Origin of the sequence: Ruegeria sp. HKCCA0235A (assembly GCF_013033235.1) — a bacterium.
GTDB lineage: Bacteria > Pseudomonadota > Alphaproteobacteria > Rhodobacterales > Rhodobacteraceae > Ruegeria.
Map to the genome: position 1 here is coordinate 1 of NZ_WQDQ01000005.1, position 23,466 is coordinate 23,466.

A 23,466-nucleotide genomic window follows, 5' to 3' on the forward strand; every position below is an offset into this window, starting at 1 on the left:
ATCCCGAACGCATGCTCAATCCCGTGCATCTGCAAAACCTTAACAAACGCCTCTTCCGTCGTCATCTTCATCTGAGTTCTTCCTTGTCTTTTCAGGGCGCCGAAGCCCCTGTGAGTTACAGTATTTCGTCTTTGAGGTAGTAGCCGACATACGCCATACGCTGTCCCAGTCGGCGGAAAGGCGTCAGGATGCCATGGCTCGGCAATGGGGAGGTGAAGATCGGCAGTTCAAACGCCTTGTCCTTCTGGCCGGCAACCAACTGCGCCATGCGTCGTCCGGCCTGCGCCGAGTACATGACGCCATTGCCGCCGTAGCCCATGGCGTAGAACACGCTCTGATCTGGATCGGGCCGAAAAATGCGCGGCATCATGTCGTGGCTGACATCAACCCAACCCCACCAGGAGTAGTCGAGGTTGATATCCTCGAGCGCCGGGAACTTGCGGGCAAGTCCCTTTTTCAGCAAGTCCAGATGTTTGCCGTTCTCGGCATCACGCCCTGTCACGGCGCTGCGGCTGCCGATCTGCATCCGATTGTCCGGCAACAGGCGGTAATAGTGGCGCAGCGTGCGCGTGTCGGTCAGGGGGGATCTGGTCTGAATACCGCATTCGTCCAACTCGGCCCGGGTCAGAGGCCGTGTCACCATCGAATTTGACAGGATCGGCATCAAGCGGTGCCTGGTGCGGTTGTTGAGCCCCGGGGGTGTATAACCGGCCGTTGCCAAGGCCACCGATTTCGCGCGCACAATACCGCCCGGCGTACGCAGATGATGCACTCTGTCCTTGGTTTGCCACCCCATGACCGGGCTGCCGGTATGGATTTTCACACCCAGCCTGCGCGCCATGTTGACATAGCCAAAAGCCAGCTTGCCGGCGTGGATACACGTTCCGTCCGGCTCCCACATCGCGCCTGCGGCTTCCATGTCGCGCACGTGGTTTTCATGCAGTTCGTCCCGGGAAATGATACGCGAGCCGTAGCCGAACACGTCGTTCAGCAGCTTGCACTCTTTCTTGAGCGACGGCATGATCTTTTCACGGTGCGCGATATAGTAATGGCCACCCGGCTGCGGTTCGCAGTCGATGTCATCCGACGCGATGAGATCGTTGAACAACTCGAAAGCTTCGGTGACTTCGGCGTGCATGCCCTTGGCCACATCCGTGCCCCAGCGCTGAATCCATTGCGACCGTTTCAGCCGCCCGGATGAGATCTGGGCCTGCCCGCCATTGCGCGTCGAGCATCCCCAGGCCACGGTATTCGCTTCAAGAACAACCGCCTGGATTCCGTGTTCCCTGGCAAGGTGAATGGCGGTGGACAGGCCGGTATAACCCGACCCGATCACCACCACATCGGCATCCATATCGCTGGACACTGGACCATCATCGGCCGGGGACGTACCGGCCGTTCCGATCCAGTATGTGGGCGCGTGGTCGCGATTGTGACCAGGACCCGCATCGATGATGGGGTCATATTTCGGGTCATAGCTGGCCTTGGGCCAATGACGCGGGATGCTGTTGTCCACCATTCTTGTTTTTCTCCGAAGCTGCGCGCAGTGCGGCGGATCAGGCCTTGAACATGGGGCGCGTTTTGCGAAGCGCCTGTTTTACGACGATTTTCCCGTCACGCAGGGTGAACAGATCCGCACCTTCCGCTTCGATCCGCATGCCGTCTGCATCGGTTCCCGAAAACGTCCATTCCGACACGGCGCGATCACCGTGGACAAAGTGGCCGTGGTGATCCCAATGGGCGTCCTTCATGCCTGCCCAGACGCCTGAAAACGCGGCGGCGATAGCCTCTGCTCCTTCAATCTTGTTGCCGTATTTCTCGTCACCGGCCACGGTGTAGAACACGCAGTCGTCGGCGAAGTGGGTCATCACGCCGTCGATGTCGTGGCGGTTGAACGCGCCGAACGTGTCCGCCAGGTCCTGCGCGGTCAGGGTTTTGCTCATTTTGTACTTCCTTGTCAGTGGGGTTGTTACGTTTCGTCCGGGTTCGGAACGATCAGTGTCGGTATCTTGGAGCGCCGCAAAACACGCTTTGCGACGGTGCCCAGAAACGTATGCGAAAAGCCGTGATCATGCGCGCCCAGCACGATCAGATCACAGCCCAGTTCGACCGAGCGGCGCAGGATCACTTCGGCCGGGTGGCCATCTGTGACCTCGACCGAAGTGACCTGATCGCGAATTCTCTCATCGTCACCATCGAACTGAGCCCAGAACTTGGCTTGCCGTTCGGCCAGAACCTTGCGCACCATCTCGTGACGGCGCGCAGCGGCGGTTTTGCGAGTCTCTTCATTCAGGATGAAGATCTCCATCGTGATCTTGGCATCGTCCGATAGTGGCTCATTCACATGCAGCACGTGAATTTCAGCCCCCGTGGCCTGCGCGATGCTGGCGGCATGGCGCATGGCGTGACCCGAGTTTTCGGACAGGTCAGTGGCAAAGAGGATGTTTGTGACCAGTTGTTTCATGTCGTCATCCTTTCGGGTCAGTAGCCGAACAGCCGTGGAAGCCACAGCGACAGTTCAGGGAAGAAGGCGATGATGAAGATCGCGATCGTGTTGGCGGCCGCAAAGGGCAGCGCACGCAACGAGATCTGTTCGATCGTGATGTTCGAGATACCTGACGCGATGAACAGGTTTTCGCCCAGCGGCGGCGTCTGGAAACCGATACCCAGCGTGCAGACCATCACCACGCCGAAGTGGATCGGGTCGATACCCACCGAATAGGCCACCGGCAGCATCACCGGAACCAGGATCAGGATGGTGGCCAGCGTCTCCATGAACATGCCGACGAACAGCAGGAAGAAGATGATCAGCGTCCAGATGACATAGAGGTTGTCCGTGAAGCTGAGCATCGAATCCGCGATGATCGCCGGGATCTGGTTTTCCACCAGCAGTCGGCCAAACACCGTCGCGGTGAACAGGATCAGCAGGACACGCCCAGTCAGCCATGTGGTGGCCTCGAGCGACTGGAACAGCGACTGCCAGGTCAGTTCGCGGTAGATAACCACGCCCACGAACAGGGTGTAGAAAATCGCCACGATTGCCGCCTCGGTCGGGGTGAAGAACCCGGTATAGATACCGCCCAGGATCACCAGCGGCGCCATCAGCGACCAGAATCCGCGATACATTTCGCAACCCACGTGACGGATCGACCAACCTTCGGAAACGCCTTTGTAGCCGCGCTTTTTCGACATGAAGAAGTTCAGGATCAGCAGGCTGGTAGCGATCAGGAAGGCCGGGACGAATCCGGCGATGAACAGTTTCGAGATTGAAACCGACTGGAACGTACCGAACTTTTCCACGGCTTCCGGCGGCGGCGCCATACCGAGCGCGGCAATGCCGAAGATCACCATCGGGATAGAGGGAGGAATGATAATCCCAAGGCCGCCAGAGGACGCAGTGATCGCCGAGGCATAGCCGCGCTCATAGCCGCGGTCGATCATCGCAGGGATCATCAACATCCCAACGGCCGCGGTTGTTGCCGGGCCCGAGCCCGAAATGGCGCCGAAGAAAAGACATGCCATGACCGTCGCAGCCGAAATACCGCCGGTGAAAGGACCGGCCAGGCTTTCGGCAACATTGATCAGGCGTTTCGAGATACCGGCGGCTTCCATCAAAGCGCCGGCAAGAATAAACGCGGGCAGAGCCATCAGCGGGAACGAACCGACTGAGGTGAAGGCAATCTGCACGAACTTGATCGGGTTCTCGTCCAGATAAAGGAATGAGACCAGCGAAGCCACACCCAGCGCCACCGTGATCGGCGCGCCAATGAGCAGCAGAAACAGGAAAGACCCAAACAGGATTGTGACGATTTCGGATTCCATGGTTTATCCCCCTGCCCTTAGGATTTCTTTGCTGCTTCAGTCGCAGCTTTGATTTCGTCGAGGTCGATCTGATCGGGATCGTGAATATCTTCGCCCTTGATAAGGCGGCGGTAGTTCACCTGAATGATGCGGACGGTCATCAGCGCAAAGGCGATGGGCAGCACCATGTAGATGTATTTCATCTCGATACCCAGGGTCTGGGACTTCCAGAATTTGTTCATCTTGTTGAAGACAAAATCTGTCGCCAGATACAGGAAGTAGACATTGAAGAAGAGCCAGAAGAGATCGGCAAAAGCTTCGATGTACTTGATCGCCCCCTCAGGCAGGAACTTGAACTGGAACGTCACCCGGTTATGCGCGCCTTTCAGAGCGGCGTAACTTGCGCCGAAATAGACGAACCACACGAACATGTAGACCGAAAGTTCTTCGATCCAGCTGATCGAAAAGCCGAAGACTTCGCGCGCGATGATCTGCACGAACAAAAGGCAGACGAAGCCGGATAAGAGGATCCGGCAGATGATACTTTCTATGTTGTCCAGAAATTTCCAGAACATGTGGTTTCACTCCTCCCTGAATTGAGAAGAGCGCCGCAGCGCTCCTCCCGCTATCGCTCTGGGGCGATTATTGCTGGACCGGCTCGCGGCCGATGGCTTCGAGAACTGCATTCAGCTTCTCGACACCACCAATGGACTCGTAGAACTGCGGCCATACGGCTTCGGTTGCCAGTTGAATGAACTCGGCTTCGTCGTTCTCGGGGTCGATGATTGCCATTCCCTTGGCCGTCAGCTCTTCTTTGATGGCGGCCTCTGAATCACGCAGGAACTGTGCCGAGACCTGAGTGGCTTCCTGCCCTGCTTCCAGGATCATCTGCTGTTCCTCTTCGGACAGGTCCTGGAAGATGGCTTCCGAGATGATCAGCGGTTCGATCGAGAAGATGTAACGCAGGTTGGTGACGTGGTCCTGAACCTCGTAGAACTTCATCGCATTGATGGTCAGGTAAGGGTTGTCCTGACCGTCAACCACTTTGGTCTGCAGGCCGGTGAAGGTTTCGGACCAGGCCATCGGGGTCGGGTTGATGCCCCATGCCTTGTAGGTTTCGATCATGATTTCGTTCTTGGGAACGCGGATGATCAGATCCTGCAAGTCCGCAACCGATTTGACCGGCTTCTTCGAGTTCGTCAGACGGCGGAAACCGGTATACGTCCAGCCGATGATGCGGACGCCGGCATCACGGATGGTGTTTTCGATCAGTTCCTGACCGATTGGACCCTGGGTCAGTTTTTCGGCATCTTCCAGGCTGAGAATAACATAGGGCAGAGTGAAAACGCCGACCGAGGGCGAGAATGGCGTGATGTTGTTGATTGCCAGCAAAGACATATCGAGCGTGCCGATGGCCGCTTCGTTCACGGTGTCCTGCTCGGAACCGAGCTGACCGTTCAGGAACAGTGTCGCGGTGTGCTCACCACCTGATTTTTCTTCGAGCGCTTTCACGAAAGCGAGCCCCAGCGCCTCTTGTGCGCTGCCGGCGCTGTCGCCGACAGCGATCTTGAAATTCTTCGCCTCGGCCGTGCCTGCAACCATCAGTGCGGCAACGGAAACGGCTGCGCTGAAAGTGCCAAGCTTTTTGATAAATGACATGGATTTCCTCCCATTTGTCGTGTTTCGAGGTGCGCGCTGACCTGGGGAGAAATAGGCCAGTCCGATTCTACCTCGGCGACACGAAGCTAACTTGCCAAAATGGTTTCGTCGTTGTTAATATTTGCGCGAAAGGTTTCATTAATCTCAAACATACGATATGAGTCAGAACAAACTTGATACCCGGATTGGCGACACGGACATCCGTCTGCTGCGCGTGTTCAAAACCGTCGCAGAAAGTGGTGGTATCACGGCCGCCGAGATCGAGCTGAACATTGGAAAATCGACGATCTCGAAACACTTGTCTGATCTGGAACTGAGGCTTGGCCTGAAGCTGTGCAACCGGGGGCCGTCAGGGTTTTCACTGACGGAAGACGGCGAGAAGGTGCTGGCCGCGGCGGAAGACCTGCTTATTTCCGTGGCGCAGTTCAGAACCGAGGTCAACGAAGTCAAACAACAACTGGCCGGCAGTATTCGCGTGGCTCTTTTCGATCAATGTACAACCAACCCCGAAGCCCAACTTGCCCGCACCATTCACAAGTTCAATGAGGCCGCACCGGCGGTTCACATCGAGCTGTCGCTGGAACCCCCCAACGTGATTGAGACAATGGTCATCAGCGGGCATCTGGATGTCGGCATCATCGCTTTGCACAGACCATCGGCAAGCCTGGATTACACACCGCTCTATGGGGAAAACATGTTCTTGTACTGTGGGCAGGAACACCCGCTGTTTGACCGGTCGGATCCAGAATTGAAGCTGAGTGTTCTTCGCAAGTTCAACTATGCCGGCCTGAATGTGAACTCTCCAAATCTCATCGTTGGTCAACAACTGGGGTTTCGACGTGCGGCCAAAGTGCAGAACGAACAAGCCCTTGTCATTCTGATACTGTCAGGTCGCTACCTTGGGTTTCTTCCCGATCATCTGGCGCAGGAATTTGTCGAACAGGGGCTTATGAAACAGGTCCTGCCCAAAGAGATCAAATACCGAACCCGTTTCGCGGCCGTAGCCAGAAAACAACCTGCGCCAACACGCGTGGCCAAGCTGTTTCTGGAAACTTTGGTAAAGGTGCATTCTCAGGTACAGTAGGAACGCGGACAGGGCGTCTTGTTTCCCAGGCCCAAACCCGCCCGTGTCTGAAATCAGTGCATGGCGCGCGGCCGGGCGGATCAATCGCAGGCTGCGGTAACGATCATTTCGACCTTCAGAACATCACGAGCCAGTTTCGCCTCGCCACAGGCACGGGCCGGGGCGTGGCCCTCTGGCACCCAGGCATCCCAGACCGCGTTCATTTCGGCAAAGTCGGCCATGTCCGACAGCCAGATCACACATTGTAGGATGCGCGTCTTGTCGCTGCCGGCCTTGGCCAGAAGGTCCTCGATCTTGGCAAGGATGTCACGGGTTTGATCCGCAACGGTTGCAGCATCGGAAACCTGACCGCACAGATAGGCGGTTCCGTTATGTTTGACGATGCGGCTCATGCGTTTGCCGGTCTCGATCCGAGTAATGGTCACAACTGCTGTCTCCTGTTTCGATGGGTATGTTCCGGTTGGGCGATAGAGCGAAACGACGCCAACCGCCAGCCCGGACCTTCAATCATCGAATAATTGCCAGCCTGCTGCGCGAGGGCTTTCAGCCTAATAGCACGCTTATGTCCGGTGCTCGGAGACGTGATAAGCGGTTGCCAGCGCCTTGCGGATAGGACGTTTTCACCGATGCTTTTTCTTTCCTGTCTTGCACTCTTCGGCCAACACATTTGGTGAAACATCGCGGCCTTGGTTCACAAGGCGTTTTACGGAGATTTCCCAGTCTGCTTTCAATCGGCCAAGAGCTCCTCCGCTCGCCCCAATATCGGAGCGCCATATGCCACCCGGCACTGCCGAAACGCTGCTTTTTTGCATGTCCGATGCAGGACAGCGAAGTTGGTCGACTGACGAAAATGGTTTCAAAAAAGGACGGGTGGTCACGCGATGTGCTGCTGCAACCCTATCAGCTGAAACATCTGACGCTGAAGAACAGGATCATGACGACCAGTCATGAACCCGCCTACCCCGAAGACGGCATGCCGAAAGAGCGGTATCGCGCCTATCATGAGATACGCGCTAAAGCTGGTGTTGCCATGACCATGACGGCTGGTTCCGCCACCGTCAGCCGCGACAGCCCGCCGGTGTTCAACAACGTCCTTGCCTAAAAGGACGAGGTCGTGCGCTGGATGGCTGAATTGACCGACGCCTGCCATGCTCATGGTTGCGCAGTGATGATTCAATTGACCCATCTGGGGCGGCGCACGGGTTGGAACAAGGGCGATTGGCTGCCGTCGGTCTCTTCGTCGCATTATCGTGAACCGGCCCATCGGGCTTTTGCGAAGAAGATGGAAGACCATGATATCGAACGGATCGTGAGCGACTACGCCGATGCAGCCGAGCGTATGAAGGCCGCGGGTCTCGACGGAATCGAATTGCAAGCCTATAGCCACCTGATCGATCAGTTCTGGTCGCCGCTGACCAATAAGATGGACGCGCCCTAAGGCGGCAGTTTCGACAATCGGTTGCGGTTCGGCTTCATGGTTCTGGATGCGATCCGCGACCGTGTCGGGCAGGATTTCATCGTTGGCGTCCGCTATACCGCGGATGAGGTTGAAAAAGGCGGCATCACCGAAGAAGACGGGCTGGAAATCGCCCGGCGGCTGCGCGACAGCGGTCAGGTCGGTTTCCTGAAAGTCATTCGCGGGGGCATTCATACGGATCCGGCCATGACGGATGTGATTCCCGCGGCCAATTCCCGCCGCCGGACGGTCGTCGTCGGCGCCGGGCCCGGAGGGCTTGAAGCGGCGCGGGTCGCGCATGATGTTGCCGTTTTGGAAGCGGCCCCTGAACCTGGCGGTCAGGTGCGTCTGGCCGCGCAATCCCGGCACCGGGCCGAGAAGGACGAGATCATCGACTGGCGCATGGCGCAATGTGCTGCGCGTGACGTCAGGTTCCAGTTCAACACGTTTGCAGAGGCCGAGGACGTAACAGCCCTTTCCCCTGATATGGTCGTGATCGCAACCGGAGGCTTGCCCGAGAAGACAATATTGGAAACCGGCAAAGGTCTGGCGATTTCGGCGTGGGACATCCTGTCCGCAGACGTGCCCCCCCGCGAAATTGTCCTGATCTACGATGATGCGGGCGACCACCCGGCCCTGATGGCGGCAGAAATCATCGCCGAATCCGGTGCGCAGGTTGAGATCATGACCCGCGACCGCAGCTTTGTGCCCGAGATCATGGGCATGACTCTGGTGCCATATATGCGGGCGCTGCAAAAAACGGGGGCGGTGTTCACCGTAACCCGGACGCTGAAATCGCTGGTACGTTCAGGCAATCAACTGGAAGCGGCGATTGGAACGGATTACTCGGATCTTGTTGAAAAGCGCATGTATGATCAGGTGATTGTCAATCAGGGCACCTTGCCTCTGGATGATCTCTATTTCCAACTCAAGCCGCTTTCGCGAAATCGTGGCCGTGTGGATCACGACGCTTTGGTCGCCAATTCGGGTGACGTGTTTCCGCAGGTGGACCCGAATGCCGGTTTTGATCTTTGCCGGATCGGAGACGCCGTTTTTTCACGCAACATACACGCGGCAGTCTATGACACGCTGTGCCTTGGCCTTCGGTGGTGACGCCACCGGAATATGCGTTGAAGGCGATCGCACCGGTGATGGGCACGGACGACCGGTGGCGCGAGGACGTCCACTTTTGCAGCGGATGCCTGGCCAACAACAATTTCTGGTGAGGTTCGATCATACAACTGTATAACGCCATGCCACCTGACCCAGAGATTGTCGGCGCGGACCGCTGGCTTGACATGTGGCGCGAGCGGTTGGACGGTGCCGCGTTCTGGCCGTCACCGAATATCACCAACACGTCCCTGTGGCTGAATCAGCAGACGCTTGAGTCTGACGCCATTTCCGCAGTAGAGCTTGCGATTTGCTCGCCGCATGGCTTCTGGGCGGCCACAGGTGATATATGCTCTTTCGCCATACCCGGAGACATGCCAGCAGACGGACGGATCGACGCCGCAGGCGCGTTGCAGTTCAAAGCGGCGCCACTTGAAGACGCACTTGATATCCTGGGGCGACCGTCGGTCGATCTGAAAGTGTCAGCAGATCAGGTTCAGGGCTTTGTCGTTGCATTGCTGGTGGACGAAGCCCCGAACGGTGCGCAGACGCTGATTGCAAGGGGCTTCTGCAACCTCAACCACCGCATCAGCGATACAGAACCCACACCGATCACACCCGGCGAGGAGATGGCTGTAACCGTCCCGATGTATGGAACAGGATATCGGGTTCCGCCGGGTCATCGCATCGTTTTGCAGATCGCTTCGGCGTATTGGCCCGTACTCTGGCCCGACCCCGAACCTGTGACGCTCACGATCCGTCCGGGTCAATCTCAGTAGCATTTGCCCATCCGCAACCCAGGCGTTGACACAACGGAACCCCGCCCGCTGCCGGAACCGGCAGCGTCCGGTGAGGCCGCAAGAAAGACCAAGGTGCGCTCGGGCTCGATGGAACGCTCGGTCCACACGGACCTGACCAATGGCAAGGTGACACACAAGTTTTTTCTGGATGGGGGCGTTTTCGGGCCGGTGGGAGATTTCCGCCTGGGCGATATTGGGACGGTGCTCAGCGACGTGTCGGATCGAAGATATACAATCCTTCCGGGTGATCCGCTTTCGGCTGTTGCCACGATGGAGCAGACCGCCGGTTTCGACCGAGAAGATTGGGCGGCCAGGATCTGGACCTATTCCGAACAACGGGCAACGGCCCCCGAGTTTCATTTGATCTCGCGCCTGAAGGCTTGGTCGGGAGAAGAACTGATCTTTGAAGAAGAGAACGCGCATGTCATTCCGCGCAATGGAATGTAGTTGAAAACACCTTGGAACAGCGGCGCTGAGACCCGTGGCGGGACTTGCCTTTGCAGTCCTGTCAACCCAACCGAATGGTCCAGACCTGCGCGGACAAGTCTGGACGGGTCTGTCGTTGCACCATGTGCCGGTCAGAACCCCAAAGCACTGCCGGATTTGATGGTATCCATGGAAACGAAGGTTCTGAACTTTCGGATATTTCCGTTTTCAAAGAACATCCTGCGGGTGAAATCTTCGTAATCCGCCATGCTTTCGACGACCACGACAATCATGAAATCAACCTCTCCGGTCACGTAAAAGCATTGCTGGACTTCCGGAGCATTCAGCAGGGATTTCTTGACGGCATCAATCTCGTCCGGGGTTTCGCTGACCAGTTCAAGTTCAACGAAGATGGTAAGCTGAAGACCAACGGCCGCCGGGTCAACGACGGCCACATTGGCTCGTATCACGCCCTCGGCCTCCATCCGGCGGATACGGCGCTGCACCGAGGGTGCGGACAGATTTACGGCCTCGCCAATCTTGTGTTGCGTGGTTCTGTTGTCTTGTTGCAAAATCCGCAGGATCGCGCGGTCAAAGTCATCCAATTGCGTCATGTGAAAGAAACTTGCATCGCTGGCCACCAACTAGAGCCCTTTTTTCAGGTCTCTTGCAATAAACTTGTTTCGCACATTTGAAGCAACACGTCGAAGGGGAAGTTTTGCCGTGACAGCATTGACAGAACGCCTGCGTGCGTTGCGCCACGAGTTTCATCGCAACCCCGAGCTTGGATTTCAGGAAGTTCGGACCAAGGCCCGGATTGCCGAGCATCTGCGCAACCTGGGCATCGAGGTGTTTGAAGGGGTCGGTGTCGTGGGCGTGTTGAAGGCGGGCAACGGCAATCGCGCCATCGGGCTGCGCGCGGATTTCGACGCGCTGCCGATCACCGAGGTCAACACGTTTGCGCACACGTCGCAGAACGAAGGTGTCATGCATGCCTGTGGCCATGATGGCCACACGGTGATGCTGCTTGGGGCCGCCGAATTGCTGGCCAAGGATCCGGCGTTTGACGGCACGGTTGTCTTCTTGTTCCAGCCCAACGAAGAGCATGGGCTTGGGGCAAGGGCGATGATCGATGAAGGGGTTTTGCAGACCTTCCCGATTGAAGAGGTTTACGGCGCGCACAATCTTCCGGGCGAGCCTGTCGGGCGGGTTTCCACCCGCGCTGGTGTCATCTGTTGCAGTGAAAGTCTGTTCGAGATCACGATTACCGGTCAGGGCGGTCATGCCTCGATGCCCCATGTCGGGCGCGAAACGATCACGCCTGCCGCGGAACTGGTATTGGCCCTGCAAACCATCGTTTCACGCAAGCTTGCACCTTCTTCCGGCGCCGTGGTGTCAGTGACCGAGTTCATCACCGACGGACAGCGCAATGTGCTTCCGGGGCGCACTGTTCTGAAAGGTGACGCGCGGGCCATGTCACCGGCAGATCGCAGGCTGATCGAGCGCAATATGCGCCAGATCGCAACCGGTGTGGCCGAAAGCCATGGCGTCGAGGTGAGCGTGGATTTCCGTACCGAATTCATCGAGGCAAACAATGATGCCGATGCCGCATCGCATGTCGTTGCAGCGGCTTCGGCCATGGGTCTTGAGGTGGACGGAGACCGCCCTGCCATGTCTTTTTCTGAAGATTTTGCCGAATTTGCTGCCGTTGTGCCCGGGTGTTTACTGCTTATCGGCAACGGGACCGAAGGATCAAATGGCCAACCGCTGCACTCGGCTGATTACGATTTCAACGACGAACTGCTCCCGCTGGGTGCAGAATTCTGGGCAGAGCTGGTGCGGCAGCGCCTGCCACTGAAACCCTGACAGGACACACGACCATGACGGAAAACATCGCCCATCAGGCAGGCAGGCCGAGCTTCGGCCCCGCTGCCGAAACCGTTTTGCCACGACGGGATTTCGATCGCGCAGCAAGGGAAATCACCCAATGGGAGGGGTATGCGCCCACGCCGTTGCATTCCTTGCCCGCGTTGGCAGCCGAGATCGGCGTCGCGGAGGTCCACTACAAGGATGAAGGTCCCCGGTTTGGGCTTGGCAGTTTCAAGGCATTGGGGGGGGCCTTTGCCGCCTTGCGTGTTCTGCAACGTGAAATATCGCGCCGCACCGGTCAGGATGTGTCATTGGAAGATATCCGTACTGGCCGCTGCGCCGACATGGTTGCCAGTATCACGCTTGTTTCGGCGACCGATGGCAACCACGGTCGATCTCTCGCGTGGGGGTGCAAGCGGTTCGGCGCGCCTTGCCGGATCTACATTCACGCCGAGGTCAGTGAAGGCCGCGCGCAGGCCATGCGCGATCTGGGGGCCGACGTCGTGCGCATCGATGGAGACTATGACGCCTCGGTGGATCAGTGTCGGCGGGAAGCCGACGAGAACGGCTGGTTCGTGGTTTCGGACACATCCTGGCCAGGCTACACCGACCCGCCGCGCGACGTGATGTCGGGCTATGGCGTCATGGTCAAGGAAGTCGTGAATGCAATGGACGCGGCACCGACGCATGTCTTCCTGCAAGGTGGAGTTGGAGGGCTTGCCGCGGCAGTTGCGGCAGCTTTGCGTCAGGCCTGGGGTGATGCCGCGCCGCGCGTCGTGGTCGTGGAACCGCATCTGGCGGCGTGTTTGTTCGAAAGCGCAAGGCAGGGGCAAGCCGCGTCCGTAGATATCGACGAGGAAACCATCATGGCGGGTTTGTCCTGCGGGGTGCCGTCACCGATGGCGTGGGAGGTTTTGCGCAGCGAAGCCTCGGACTTTCTGGCAATCGACGATCAACTGATACCGCCCACCGTCCGTCGTCTGGCGCGTCCGCATGGCAGTGATCCGGCGATCGAAGCCGGAGAGAGCGGCGTTGCCGGATTGGCTGCATTGATCGAAGCAGCCAACAGCCCCGAGCTTTTTCAGAAGCTTGGATTGACGCCGCAGTCTCGGGTTTTGACGATCGGTTCCGAAGGTGTGACGGATCCCGATATCTATGCCCGGATCATACAAGGCGACGTGTAGCTCAGCCGCAATTCCTGCGGGCACCGAGGCCAATCAGCTCAGCCCAAAGCCCAGTTTCAATGGGCCTTGGGACGGTTGAATCCGACATAGTGGCCTGCAACGGAGAAGTTCCATCAAACGACATCCCGATGTCGTAGGAGTTGTATACAGGCCAGACCCGCATCAGTAGCGGTTGGCCATGATACGCGCGTTAAACGAAAACTGGGCACTGTTCCTGGGAATGTTCATGCTGATGGTTGCCAACGGTCTGTTGGCGACGTTGCTGACGATCCGGGGGGCCAGTCTGGGCTTTAGTGACTTCACGATTTCCGTCATGCAGGCAAGCTATCCTTTGGGCGCGCTTGCGGGGACGGCACTTGCCCCGAGGCTGGTTGAAAATGTCGGGCATATTCGGGCATTTTCGGCCCTCGCCTCGCTGGTTTCGATTGCGGCCATCGTGCATCTGCTGACCAGCGACGCGATCAGCTGGAGCGTGATGCGTCTGTTGGGCGGGTTTTGTTACCCAGGACTTTACGTCATCACCGAAAGCTGGCTGAACGCGAAATCCGAGAACAACATGCGCGCTCAGGTTCTGTCGCTATACTTCATTATCCAGCTTGCCGGCCCGGCGCTTGGCACCGCCATAGTAGGCTTTCCCGACCCTACCGGGAACCTGCTGTTCGGGCTTGTTTCCATCCTGATTTCGCTTTCGATCGTGCCGCTTCTTCTGTCGGGCAACAAGGCGCCGGAATATGCCGCGCCGGAACGCATGTCGGTTCCGGTGCTTTACAAGGTTTCGCCCATCGCAGTCATCGGAATCGTTCTGGTCAGTATCGGTGTCGCGGCGTCCTATATCTCGTTGCCGCTTTATGCGTTGCAAAACGGCTTTACGACGGCGCAGGCGTCAGGGGCGCTGGTGGCGGCGCTGATCGCCGGTGCGGTGGTGCAATACCCCGTCGGCTGGCTGTCTGATCACACCGACAGACGCTATGTCGTCATCGGGCTGGGAGTCGTTACGACCCTGTCCAGTCTTTGGATGGCCATCGATACGTCTCCGTCTCATATCGTCTATGGTTTTGTACTGATCGCAATCGGGCTGTATCCCGCGTATTCGATCCTGACGGCGCATGCCAATGATCAGCTCAAGCTGTCTCAGATCGTTCCCGCCAGTGGCACGATGGTGCTGCTGCTGAATGTCGGCCTGCTGGTGGGAACCATGCTGGGGCCGAACTCTATCTCATTGTTCGGCGGGCGCGGTCTTCCGTTTCTTCTGGCGGCTATCGGTATTGCGGTCGCCCTTTTCGCATTGATCCGGCGCGTTCAGGTGGCCGCGCCCACCGACACCGGCGATGTGCAGGTCGTGGGGATTATCGGCACCGGGCAACCCGGGGTCTTGCAGGCCGAAACCTGGGTTCAAGAGGAAGAATCCCGGACAAACCCGGACTCATCCCAAGGGTTCAAAGCATAGGCTTTTTCATTCGTGTCCGGCGCGACGGACGTCGTGCCGATGCCGCGATCAAACCGAGATCGAAGCCGCCTTTGAAGCACCGGACCATTCTGCACCGCAGGACCCCGTCAGAAATCCGTCGCTCAACCGAATATCAGGATCAGCGCCACGCAGGGCGCGCTCCACTTCTCCTTGGGGAAGATCACCGTCGATACGTTTTCGATACAGTTCGCACAGCTGACGGAATCCGCCAGATTGCGGCGACAGACGCAACGCCGAGATGCCAGCCTGTTTCAGAAGGTCGATCTGATGATCCGTACAGGCATGGCTGTCTGACAGGGTCTGCACACCGTTCATGGCCATAAAGGGCTTGCCGTCGCCGGTCAGAACGTCCAACCCGTCCGGATCGTCTTCGCAGGCAAACTGGCAATTGTCCTTGCTGCGCCCATGCAATCGCGCGTGGTAACAGCGCCCGGAAATAGCCAGTGGCAACCTGCCATGCCCCCATATTTCGATCTCGACGCCCAAGTCCGAGGCAGCTTGCGCCAGCGTTTTGACCGAAGCGATGGGCAATTCCGGCGGAAGACAAACCCGGCGCGCACCCCGAGCAGCCAACCATCTCAAAGTGCCTTCGTTGTAGACATTTACCAACGGGCCAACGGCAAACGTGCAGGTTCCGGGCAAATGTGCCAGCGCGGTCAGATCGTTGATCTCGACCATGACGCCCATTTCTGCAAGCTCAGCGGTGAGTTTGCGCTCGCGTTTCAGGGTCACAAGGGCCAGGCTTGTCAGCGCAACGTCTTTGCCCGCCTCCACCAGCCGGGAAATCGCCGCGGGGATACGATCCTGGTAAAACGGCAAGCGCTTGGAACAGACCAGTTCCCCAAGCACGACGCGGTCGACGGGCGATCGGGCCAGATCATCGTAAAATGCAGCCCAGGTTTCGGTGGGCCAGAAGAACTGGTTCGGACCTACTGTCAGTCCCATCGGATCACCTCCACGTCTTTTTGTAAGCGCCGGTCGTCATGGCCTGCCCTTCCGACAATCGCGCAAGCATACCTTCGGGCATCGGCTGGCCTGACTCCAGCGCATCGACCGCGGCGCGAAAATTCCGAACGACCTGTGCGACATAGGATTTTGACCGCTGGCGCCCTTCGATCTTCAAGGCTGTCACACCTGCCTTTTGCAATTGCGGGATCAGCCGTTCTGCGTTCAGACTGACGGGATCCTCGAACAGGTGCCCGGTTTTTTCACCTGCGGAAAAACACCCTTTGCACAAAGTCGGATACGGTGCGGGCTCATCCCGTTCGACCCGGTGGATCAGGTACCCGCCAAGGCGCGTGTTCAACGCGCCCTGTTCTTCTTGATACTGCACATGGCTGGCAGGAGAACAGACACCGTTCATGTTTGGAGACAACCCGGTGGCATAAGAGGACAGCGAGCATCGCCCCTCGGCCATGACGCAAAGACCGCCGAACACGAAGACTTCGGTTTCGACGTCGGTTTCAGAGTTGATCGCGGCAATTTCCGGCACGGACAAAACGCGCGGCAAGACCACCCGCTTCACACCGAAAGTTTCAGCATAGAAATTGATCACGTCAGCATTGGCCGCCGCGGCCTGCACGGACAGATGTCTGCGCAGCTTGGGATGATGTCGCGCCGCGTAGTCCAGCAAGCCCAGATCGGCGAGAATGACAGCATCTGCACCGCAGATTTCGGCATCCGCCACGGCTTGTTTCCAGATCCCTTCGTTGCCCGCCTGCGGGAAGGTATTGATTGCAATCAACACCTTCGATCCGTAACCATGGGCAAAGGAAATTCCGGCCCGCATTTCAGCGCGGTCAAAGTTGAGCCCCGGAAAGTTCCGCGCATTGGTTTCGTCATTGAAGCCACAATAGACCGTGTGAGCCCCGGCCTTGACGGCTGCACGCAGGGCCGCGGGCGTTCCCGCCGGGCAAACGATTTCCATTACCATAGGATCGCGTCCTCGGGTCGGGTCAGGCACAGACCGGTCCGACGCTCTGCAAAGGCGATGATCTGCTTCAGCGGGCGTGCAAGCGGGCCGGAAAGGGCTGCGGCCTCGTGCGCGAGGTCCAGCTCTGCGTCGTCAATTGCGTTGCGCAGCGCCAGTGCCGCGGCTGTGTCGCCCTCAATCACCAGATCGCGCGAAAAGAACAGGGCGTCACCGTCAAACGCACCATGCACCAGCCCCAACAGCGCGGCCAGTGGGCCGGAAATTCGCGCGGCCCCTTCCACGCGCCTTCGGCTAAGTCTTATTCTCGGTGCGCCGTCATTCGGTTCAAGCAGAAGGACAACGGGCAGATCCGTTGGATCAAGCACAAAGGCTGCCCGGCTGTATTCACCGAGCCGGTTGAGCAAGTCGGGGTGTTTCTTGGTTATTTTGCGGGAAAACGCCGTCAGTGACAGCGACAAAGGTGCAAGCGGAACAAACCGCAGGGCCGCGGCCAAAGCGGCAGGGCAACGCGGTATCGGGTTTCGGGGATCGGACAAACAGACCTCCTGCTGTCTCAACAAAGTGAACCGGTGCAGCCTTCCTAAAGCCGCCCCGGCGCCCGGGACTTGACGGTTGTCAATTCGACCGGTCTCTTTCGCTGCTAGAGGGTGGGCACCACCGCCGGAGCAAACCCATTCGCACTCTGCCGCCATATCCCAGCCTTCGACATTTTCTGAAATGGTGTGAAGAAACAGGGCAGTTCAGGCGCATCGCCGAACCGGTTTCCGTGCGCCATCAAATGACCGCTGTCCACCGCGCCGTGTTAGAGGCCAATGGGCCCGTGTTGCAATTCGACACACCGACGGGCGTGCCCTCGGGGCAATGCGACATACCGGTTGTGGTCAACCTGTTCGGAACTTCGGAACGCGTCGCCGCCGGGCTGGGCGTTTCTTCCGATGGGCTGGATGATCTGGGCGCTTTTCTGGCCGCGCTTCGGGCCCCGACGCCGCCGGGCGGGTTGCGGGATGCGCTGTCCCGGTGGCCGATGCTGAAGGCCGCATTGTCCACACGGCCGAAGCAGGTCAAAGCCGCCGCTGTTCAGCAGGTTTGCAACTGCGAAGCCGATGTTGATCTTTCAGCGCTGCCGATCCAGACACACTGGCCCCGGGACGCGGGGCCCCTGATCACCTGGCCTGTGGTCATCACCCGGCCGCGTGGCAGCGAACCCGACGCGGCACAGACCTACAACGCCGGCGTCTATCGCGTTCAGGTGCTGGACCGGAACCGTCTGATCATGCGCTGGTTGCCACATCGCGGCGGGGCCGCTCATCATCGCAGTTGGGCGCAGCACGGTGAAAAGACGCCGGTCGCAATCGTTCTGGGCGCGAATCCCGCGACCTTGTTGTCGGCGGCTCTGCCACTGCCCGAAATGGTGTCTGAACTGACATTTGCCGGGGCCCTGAACCAGAACCGGCCGCGGTTGGTTCCGGCCAAATCCGTCCCTCTGCTTGTACCGGCAGATGCCGAGATCGTCCTGGAAGGCTGGGTGTCGCCAAGCGAGACAGCACCCGAAGGCCCGTTCGGGGATCACACCGGGTACTACAATCCCGCCGAGCCGTTTCCGGTGATGCATGTCACGGCCGTGACCCATTGCGAGGCGTCGCTGTATCTGTCGACCTATACCGGACGCCCGCCTGACGAACCTGCCATCATTGGCGAAGTGTTCAATCGCCTGGCCTTGCCGACCATTCGCGCTCAGATCCCCGAAATACACGACCTTTGGCTGCCGCCTGCCGCCTGTTCCTATCGCATCGCCATCGTCGCCATCGACAAGCGATATCCGGGCCAGGCCCGGCGTGTGATGATGGCGCTTTGGGGGATGCTGCCGCAATTCAGCTATACGAAGATGATCGTTGCGGTAGATGCCGATATCGACCCCCGAAACTGGGACGATATCGCCTGGGCACTTGCCACGCGAATGGACCCGGGCCGTGATGTGATGATCCTGGACAGGACACCCATGGATTATCTGGATTTCGCCTCACCCGAACCTGGTCTGGCCGGAAAGCTTGGCATCGACGCCACGACAAAAACAGGCAGTGAAACAGGGCGGGAATGGGGGACGGTCATGCGCACCGAAAAGGTTGATCACGCATTTGCGGAAGACCTGATAGACAGATTGATGCCAGAGCTGAGAACATGACGAAAACCCGAGTAGTCTTAGGCGTGTCAGGCGCTTCCGGTGCGGTTTTGAGCCTTGCGGTGGCACGACATCTGACATCAGCGGATATCGAAATCGACCTGGTCGTCAGCCCCGCCGCCCGTCTGACGCTTGCGCAGGAATGCGGCCCGGATGCCCTGAAGGAACTGCGGCAGTCGGCAAGCCGTCATCACGCGCCCGCCGATATCGGGGCCAGTATAGCATCCGGTTCGGTACCGGTATCCGGGATGATCGTCGCGCCCTGTTCCATGCGCTCACTGGGTGCGATTGCGCATGGCCTGGACGACAACCTGCTGACACGCGCGGCGGGCGTGCAGCTCAAGGAACGACGCCCACTGGTACTGCTGACACGAGAAGCGCCGCTGACACTTGCTCATTTGCGCAATATGACGGCCGCAGCAGAAATGGGAGCCATCATCCTGCCCCCTGTGCCAGCCTTCTATTTGAACCCCCTCAACATAACCGAAATCGCGGATCAGATCGCAGCGCGCGCGGTTGATTGTCTGAAGGTTTGCGAACCGGCCGCGAAACAGTGGCATCCCGAAACCAAGGCGAACCCTGTCGAACGATTCGAAAGCAAATTGCACATCCCATAGCCACAGATCGCGGATGAGATCTGTGGCCTCGGGAAAACCTTGATCCGGCGGGCCGGTTGCTTCAGCCGCGCAACCTGCCGCCCAGTGGATCGAACGGCGCTTCTGCCAGCACCCGAGCCTTGTGCGGTTTGCCAATCACCTGGATCACCACTTCATCCCCTGGCTGCACCACGTCGGGGTTGCGGAAACCCAATGCCAAAGATTTCCCGACTGAATACCCGTACGCACCCGATGTGACACGGCCCACGGGCGCACCATCAGGTGTAAAGATAGGCTCACTGCCAGTGGCGTCGGCATCTTCGGTCACGTCCAGTTCAAAGACGGACAGAACCTCGCGCGGTGCTTTGTCCTTGATGGACAGATAGGCGTCTTTGTGCAGGAAATCCTTGTCCAGCTTGATCAGACCCGTCAGCCCGACCTCTTGCGGCCAGTATTCCTGAGAATACTCCCGTCCCCAGGACCCATAACCCTTTTCGATGCGCAGCGACCCAAGCGCCCGTCCACCCACGGGGCCGCCACCGCAGTCTTCGGCGGCTTCGAGCAATGCAGAGTAAAGCGCGACCTGATCGGTTTCGGCGCAGTGCAGTTCCCAACCCAGATCGCCGGTAAAGCTGACCCGGATGGCCACGCAATCAACACCTGCAACGGTGATCTTCCGGGACCGCATGAAGCGGAACGCTTCGTTGGAAAGGTCTGCATTGGTCAGGCGCGCCAATGCCTCGCGTGATTTTGGGCCGGCGATGTTGAACCCGGCAATGCGGTCCGTTGCGACTTCAAGAGTTGTGCCCTGAGGCATTTCCACCATCTGAAAGAAGCGCTGATGATAGCGTTCAGCCATGCCGGAGCCAATCATCATATATTCGTCTTCCGCCAGCTTGGTGATGGTGAAATCCCCCGCCACGCCACCGCGGACCGAGATCAGCGGCGTCAGGCAGCTGCGCCCAATTTCGGTCGGCACGCGATTGGCCACCAGGCGGTCCAGCCAGTCATAGGCGCCAGGCCCCTTGATCACGTAATTGGCGAAGTTCGAGATGTCGATCACGCCCACGCTGTCGCGCAGCATCTGAACCTCGCGCCCGACCGGATCGAACCAGTTCTGACGGGTAAAGCCAGCGGTCTCTTCGGTGCCGGGTTCATCTGCAAACCACAAAGGGTGTTCCCAACCACAGTTGAGACCAAAGACACAGCCCATCTGTTTCTGCATCTCGTAGGCGGGGCGCACACGGGCCGGGCGGCCTGCGCTGCGTTCTTCATTCGGGAAGTGGATTTTGAAGCGATGGGTATAGGCGTCTTCGACCCGCGCCTTGGTGAACTTCTTGTCGGCCCAGTCGCCAAAGCGGGCGAGATCCCAGGCGAACATGTCATATTGCGGCTCACCCTCGATCATCCATTGCGCCGCCAGCAGCCCCAGCCCGCCGGATTGCGAGAAGCCGGGGATCAGACCGCCGCAGAGGAAATAGTTCTTCAGTTCGGGCACCGGCCCCCACAGCATGTTGGCATCGGGCGACCAGATCATCGGGCCGTTGATTACCCGTTTCACCCCGGCTGTGGCGGCAACGGGCACGCGTTCGGTGGCGCGGATCACGTTTTCCATGATCCGGTCCAGATCGTCGGGAAACAGATCATGCGCAAAGTCGAGCGGCGTGCCGTCTTCGGCCCAGAACTTCATGTCTTTCTCATAGGCCCCGATCAGCAGGCCGTTGCCCTCTTGTCGGAAGTAATACTCGCCGTCCCGGTCGGCGATTGACGGCAGACGGCGGCCCAGGCTGGCCACTTCGTCGATGCTTTCGGTCACGAAATACTGATGTTCGGTCGGTTGCAGCGGCAGGGTCAAGCCTGCCAGCGCCGCCACCTCGCGCCCCCAGAGGCCCGCGGCGTTGACCACCCATTGGGCATGAATGTCACCCTTGGGCGTACGAACGATCCAACTGCCATCGGGTTGCTGTTCCGTGGCGATCACCGGGCGGAACCGTTCGATGGTGGCCCCCATCGCGCGGGCCCCGGCGGCATAGGCATGCGGTACGCCGGACGGGTCCACATTGCCGCCATCAGGTTCGTACATGATGCAGCGGATGTCATCGAACTGCGCCAGCGGGTGCAGCTCTTTGGCCTCTTCCCGGCTGACCTCATGAAAATTCAGCCCATAAAACCGGGCCTTCGCCTCTTGCAGGCGCAGCTGTTGCTCGCGCTCTTCGGTCTGGGCCAGATAGAGCGATCCGGGCTGGAACACACCACAGCTTTGGCCGGTTTCCTTCTCCAGCTCCTTGTACAGGTTCATCGTATAGTGCTGGATGCGGGTGATGTTGTTGTTGTCATGCAGACCGTGGATGTTGGCCGCCGCGTGCCAGGTCGATCCGCTGGTCAACTCGTCGCGTTCCAGCAGGATGGAATCCGTCCAGCCAAGCTTGGCAAGGTGATACAGAATCGACGTACCGGCAAGGCCGCCGCCGATGACAACAGCTTGTGCATGGGTTTTCATGAGGGAATGTCCTTGGATATGGCGCGGCTCAGGCGGCGATTTCTTTCATGACGGCAAGGAATTTGGCGACTTCGCCGATCGAGTTGTAGTGACACATCGAGACCCGCACACAGGCATCATAGCCAAGGGGTGTCAGGATATTGCCGGAATAGTGATCCGCCTTGCGCAGATGCGTGCGGATACCGTGTTCGTTCAGCCGTTTGACGACCTCGGACGAGGCCACGCCTTCGACACGCAGCGATACCAGACCTTCTCGTGCCGGGTTGTCGGCCCCGCCCAGAATGGTGACTTTTTCCATCTCGGCCAGGCCGCTCAGGTTGCCGGTGCCGTGGATCATCGCGTCGGTCAGCGCCTTTTCCTGCGCATAGATCGCATCACCCGCCGCCAGAAACTTGCCGCGCCGGTCTTCGGCATCGCTGACCTGACTGCCCAGCCATTCGAAATAGGATACGACGTCGGACATCGTGGCATAAGCTCCGGTGTCGCGCGTGCCCATTTCCCAGTTGTCCGCGGGGCCATCCAGCAAGGCGTTGTGCTCCAGCGCGGTCAAGCGATCAGAAATCCACGCCACGCCGTAGCCATGACGCGAAAACACCTTGTAGGGCGAAATCACATAACCATCGACGTCATAGGCGGTCAGATCGATCCGGCCATGCGCTGCGTGCTGAATGCCATCGACGATGATGAAACAATCCGGAGCCACGGCGCGGATGGCCTGAGAAACGGCAGCGACGTCAACGCCCATTCCCGTCACCGGCGAGGTATGCAGGATCGTCGCCACTTTGGTATCCGGTGTCACGGCCACGGCATAGGCTTCGGCCGAGACGGTACCGGTGGCGTCATCATGGGGCACCAAAACGTGGGTTTGCCCGGAAATGCGGGCCCAACGATCACAGGCCGAACGCGTCGCCGGGTGTTCCAATGTTGATCCCAGCACAACGCCCGGACCCGTTCCCAGACATGCGTTCATGATCAGCCGGAACAACAGCTCTGTACCGCTTTCACCCACAAAGAACTGCCCGCCGGGTGCGTTCATGAAATCCCGCATATCCGCCTTGGCCGCGTTGATCGTGGCGACCAGCGCATGGGATCCCGGATTGTCGCGCCCCTGGTTGTCCGGGATGGCGGCGTAACGAACCGAACTTTCCAACACTGAATTCAATGTCAGTGCGCCTCCGGCATTCTCGAAAAAGATCCGCTCACCCTGTTCGGGGCAATGATCGATCTGGGCAAAGCGGCTGCGGATTTGGTTCAGCAGGCTCTCTGATATTTGGCTCATGGTCAGTGGTTCTTGTTTCGTTGTGTGTGCAAAGCTGTGCTTTGCCGACCCTAGGACGGTTCTTGCCGCAAGACATGCAAAAAAAACTGTGGCAAAGCGGTAGAATATTCTGTGCAAGTCGC

The 23,466-nt window shown here is 58.8% G+C and carries 21 protein-coding genes and 1 pseudogene; 9 read left to right on the plus strand and 13 right to left on the minus strand.

Features of this window, described 5'->3' with window-relative positions:
- Positions 1-115: 115 nt before the first annotated feature.
- The 6 genes from GOW56_RS10000 to GOW56_RS10025 form a co-directional block, all read right to left on the minus strand.
- The gene (locus tag GOW56_RS10000) at positions 116-1,519 is read right to left on the minus strand and encodes an FAD-binding oxidoreductase (protein WP_171205774.1); all 1,404 of its coding nucleotides are present in this window, start codon (positions 1,517-1,519) and stop codon (positions 116-118) included.
- Between the two features lie 37 nt (positions 1,520-1,556).
- A complete protein-coding gene (locus tag GOW56_RS10005; RefSeq protein ID WP_217358816.1) occupies positions 1,557-1,943 on the minus strand; it encodes a nuclear transport factor 2 family protein in 387 nt (128 codons plus the stop codon).
- Between the two features lie 26 nt (positions 1,944-1,969).
- Positions 1,970-2,464, minus strand: coding sequence for a universal stress protein (locus GOW56_RS10010; protein WP_152460448.1), 495 nt, complete (start codon positions 2,462-2,464; stop codon positions 1,970-1,972).
- 17 nt (positions 2,465-2,481) lie between these two features.
- Complete coding sequence (locus tag GOW56_RS10015; protein WP_171205775.1) at positions 2,482-3,822, minus strand: TRAP transporter large permease; 1,341 nt, start codon at positions 3,820-3,822, stop codon at positions 2,482-2,484.
- Positions 3,823-3,839: 17 nt separating this feature from the next.
- Complete coding sequence (locus GOW56_RS10020; protein ID WP_170347177.1) at positions 3,840-4,376, minus strand: TRAP transporter small permease; 537 nt, start codon at positions 4,374-4,376, stop codon at positions 3,840-3,842.
- 67 nt (positions 4,377-4,443) lie between these two features.
- On the minus strand, positions 4,444-5,460 hold the full coding sequence (locus tag GOW56_RS10025) for a TRAP transporter substrate-binding protein (RefSeq protein WP_171205776.1): 1,017 nt from the start codon (positions 5,458-5,460) through the stop codon (positions 4,444-4,446).
- Positions 5,461-5,617: 157 nt separating this feature from the next.
- Here GOW56_RS10025 and GOW56_RS10030 point away from each other — a divergent pair, with 157 nt between their 5' ends.
- Positions 5,618-6,544 carry a LysR family transcriptional regulator gene (locus GOW56_RS10030; protein WP_171205777.1) on the plus strand — a complete coding sequence of 309 codons (927 nt, stop codon included), beginning with the start codon at positions 5,618-5,620 and terminating at the stop codon, positions 6,542-6,544.
- An 80-nt stretch (positions 6,545-6,624) separates the two neighbouring features.
- On the opposite strand, the gene GOW56_RS10035 is transcribed toward GOW56_RS10030, so the two are convergent.
- Positions 6,625-6,969, minus strand: coding sequence for a RidA family protein (locus GOW56_RS10035; protein ID WP_171117928.1), 345 nt, complete (start codon positions 6,967-6,969; stop codon positions 6,625-6,627).
- Positions 6,970-7,394: 425 nt separating this feature from the next.
- On the opposite strand from GOW56_RS10035, the pseudogene GOW56_RS10045 reads away from it, so the two are divergent.
- The 3 genes and pseudogenes from GOW56_RS10045 to GOW56_RS10055 all read left to right on the plus strand — a co-directional run bounded on the left by GOW56_RS10045 (position 7,395) and on the right by GOW56_RS10055 (position 10,357).
- A pseudogene (locus GOW56_RS10045) lies at positions 7,395-9,113 on the plus strand (N-methylproline demethylase).
- A gap of 140 nt (positions 9,114-9,253) precedes the next feature.
- The gene (locus GOW56_RS10050) at positions 9,254-9,889 is read left to right on the plus strand and encodes a CocE/NonD family hydrolase C-terminal non-catalytic domain-containing protein (RefSeq protein ID WP_171205778.1); all 636 of its coding nucleotides are present in this window, start codon (positions 9,254-9,256) and stop codon (positions 9,887-9,889) included.
- A 3-nt stretch (positions 9,890-9,892) separates the two neighbouring features.
- Positions 9,893-10,357, plus strand: a complete 465-nt coding sequence (locus tag GOW56_RS10055; protein ID WP_171205779.1) for a hypothetical protein — start codon at positions 9,893-9,895, stop codon at positions 10,355-10,357.
- 131 nt (positions 10,358-10,488) lie between these two features.
- On the opposite strand, the gene GOW56_RS10060 is transcribed toward GOW56_RS10055, so the two are convergent.
- Entirely contained in the window at positions 10,489-10,950 is a 462-nt protein-coding gene (locus tag GOW56_RS10060) for an Lrp/AsnC family transcriptional regulator (RefSeq protein WP_171205962.1), read from the minus strand.
- A 109-nt stretch (positions 10,951-11,059) separates the two neighbouring features.
- Here GOW56_RS10060 and GOW56_RS10065 point away from each other — a divergent pair, with 109 nt between their 5' ends.
- From GOW56_RS10065 to GOW56_RS10075, 3 genes are all read left to right on the plus strand, one after another.
- Positions 11,060-12,202 carry an amidohydrolase gene (locus tag GOW56_RS10065; RefSeq protein ID WP_171205780.1) on the plus strand — a complete coding sequence of 381 codons (1,143 nt, stop codon included), beginning with the start codon at positions 11,060-11,062 and terminating at the stop codon, positions 12,200-12,202.
- Between the two features lie 14 nt (positions 12,203-12,216).
- Positions 12,217-13,389: a diaminopropionate ammonia-lyase gene (locus tag GOW56_RS10070; RefSeq protein WP_171205781.1), complete on the plus strand. Its 1,173-nt coding sequence runs from the start codon at positions 12,217-12,219 to the stop codon at positions 13,387-13,389.
- 178 nt (positions 13,390-13,567) lie between these two features.
- Positions 13,568-14,836: an MFS transporter gene (locus tag GOW56_RS10075; RefSeq protein WP_171169859.1), complete on the plus strand. Its 1,269-nt coding sequence runs from the start codon at positions 13,568-13,570 to the stop codon at positions 14,834-14,836.
- A gap of 48 nt (positions 14,837-14,884) precedes the next feature.
- Here the strand turns inward: GOW56_RS10075 and GOW56_RS10080 are convergent, their stop codons facing one another.
- Genes GOW56_RS10080 through GOW56_RS10090 form a run of 3 tightly spaced genes read right to left on the minus strand, consistent with a single transcriptional unit; the run spans position 14,885 to position 17,326 of the window.
- Positions 14,885-15,802: a U32 family peptidase gene (locus GOW56_RS10080; protein ID WP_171205782.1), complete on the minus strand. Its 918-nt coding sequence runs from the start codon at positions 15,800-15,802 to the stop codon at positions 14,885-14,887.
- 4 nt (positions 15,803-15,806) lie between these two features.
- Positions 15,807-16,784 carry a peptidase U32 family protein gene (locus GOW56_RS10085; RefSeq protein WP_171205963.1) on the minus strand — a complete coding sequence of 326 codons (978 nt, stop codon included), beginning with the start codon at positions 16,782-16,784 and terminating at the stop codon, positions 15,807-15,809.
- Positions 16,784-17,326 (minus strand): SCP2 domain-containing protein, encoded by a 543-nt coding sequence (locus tag GOW56_RS10090; protein WP_371807896.1) that lies wholly within the window; start codon positions 17,324-17,326, stop codon positions 16,784-16,786. The genes GOW56_RS10085 and GOW56_RS10090 overlap by 1 nt, the downstream gene beginning before the upstream one ends.
- Before the next feature lie 137 nt (positions 17,327-17,463).
- Here GOW56_RS10090 and GOW56_RS10095 point away from each other — a divergent pair, with 137 nt between their 5' ends.
- Complete coding sequence (locus tag GOW56_RS10095) at positions 17,464-18,972, plus strand: UbiD family decarboxylase (RefSeq protein WP_171205964.1); 1,509 nt, start codon at positions 17,464-17,466, stop codon at positions 18,970-18,972.
- Positions 18,969-19,586 carry a UbiX family flavin prenyltransferase gene (locus GOW56_RS10100; RefSeq protein WP_152460462.1) on the plus strand — a complete coding sequence of 206 codons (618 nt, stop codon included), beginning with the start codon at positions 18,969-18,971 and terminating at the stop codon, positions 19,584-19,586. The genes GOW56_RS10095 and GOW56_RS10100 overlap by 4 nt, the downstream gene beginning before the upstream one ends.
- A 61-nt stretch (positions 19,587-19,647) precedes the next feature.
- Here the strand turns inward: GOW56_RS10100 and GOW56_RS10105 are convergent, their stop codons facing one another.
- Positions 19,648-22,065, minus strand: coding sequence for an FAD-dependent oxidoreductase (locus tag GOW56_RS10105; RefSeq protein WP_171205784.1), 2,418 nt, complete (start codon positions 22,063-22,065; stop codon positions 19,648-19,650).
- Between the two features lie 28 nt (positions 22,066-22,093).
- Entirely contained in the window at positions 22,094-23,344 is a 1,251-nt protein-coding gene (locus GOW56_RS10110) for an aminotransferase class V-fold PLP-dependent enzyme (RefSeq protein ID WP_171205785.1), read from the minus strand.
- Between the last annotated feature and the right edge of the window lie 122 nt (positions 23,345-23,466).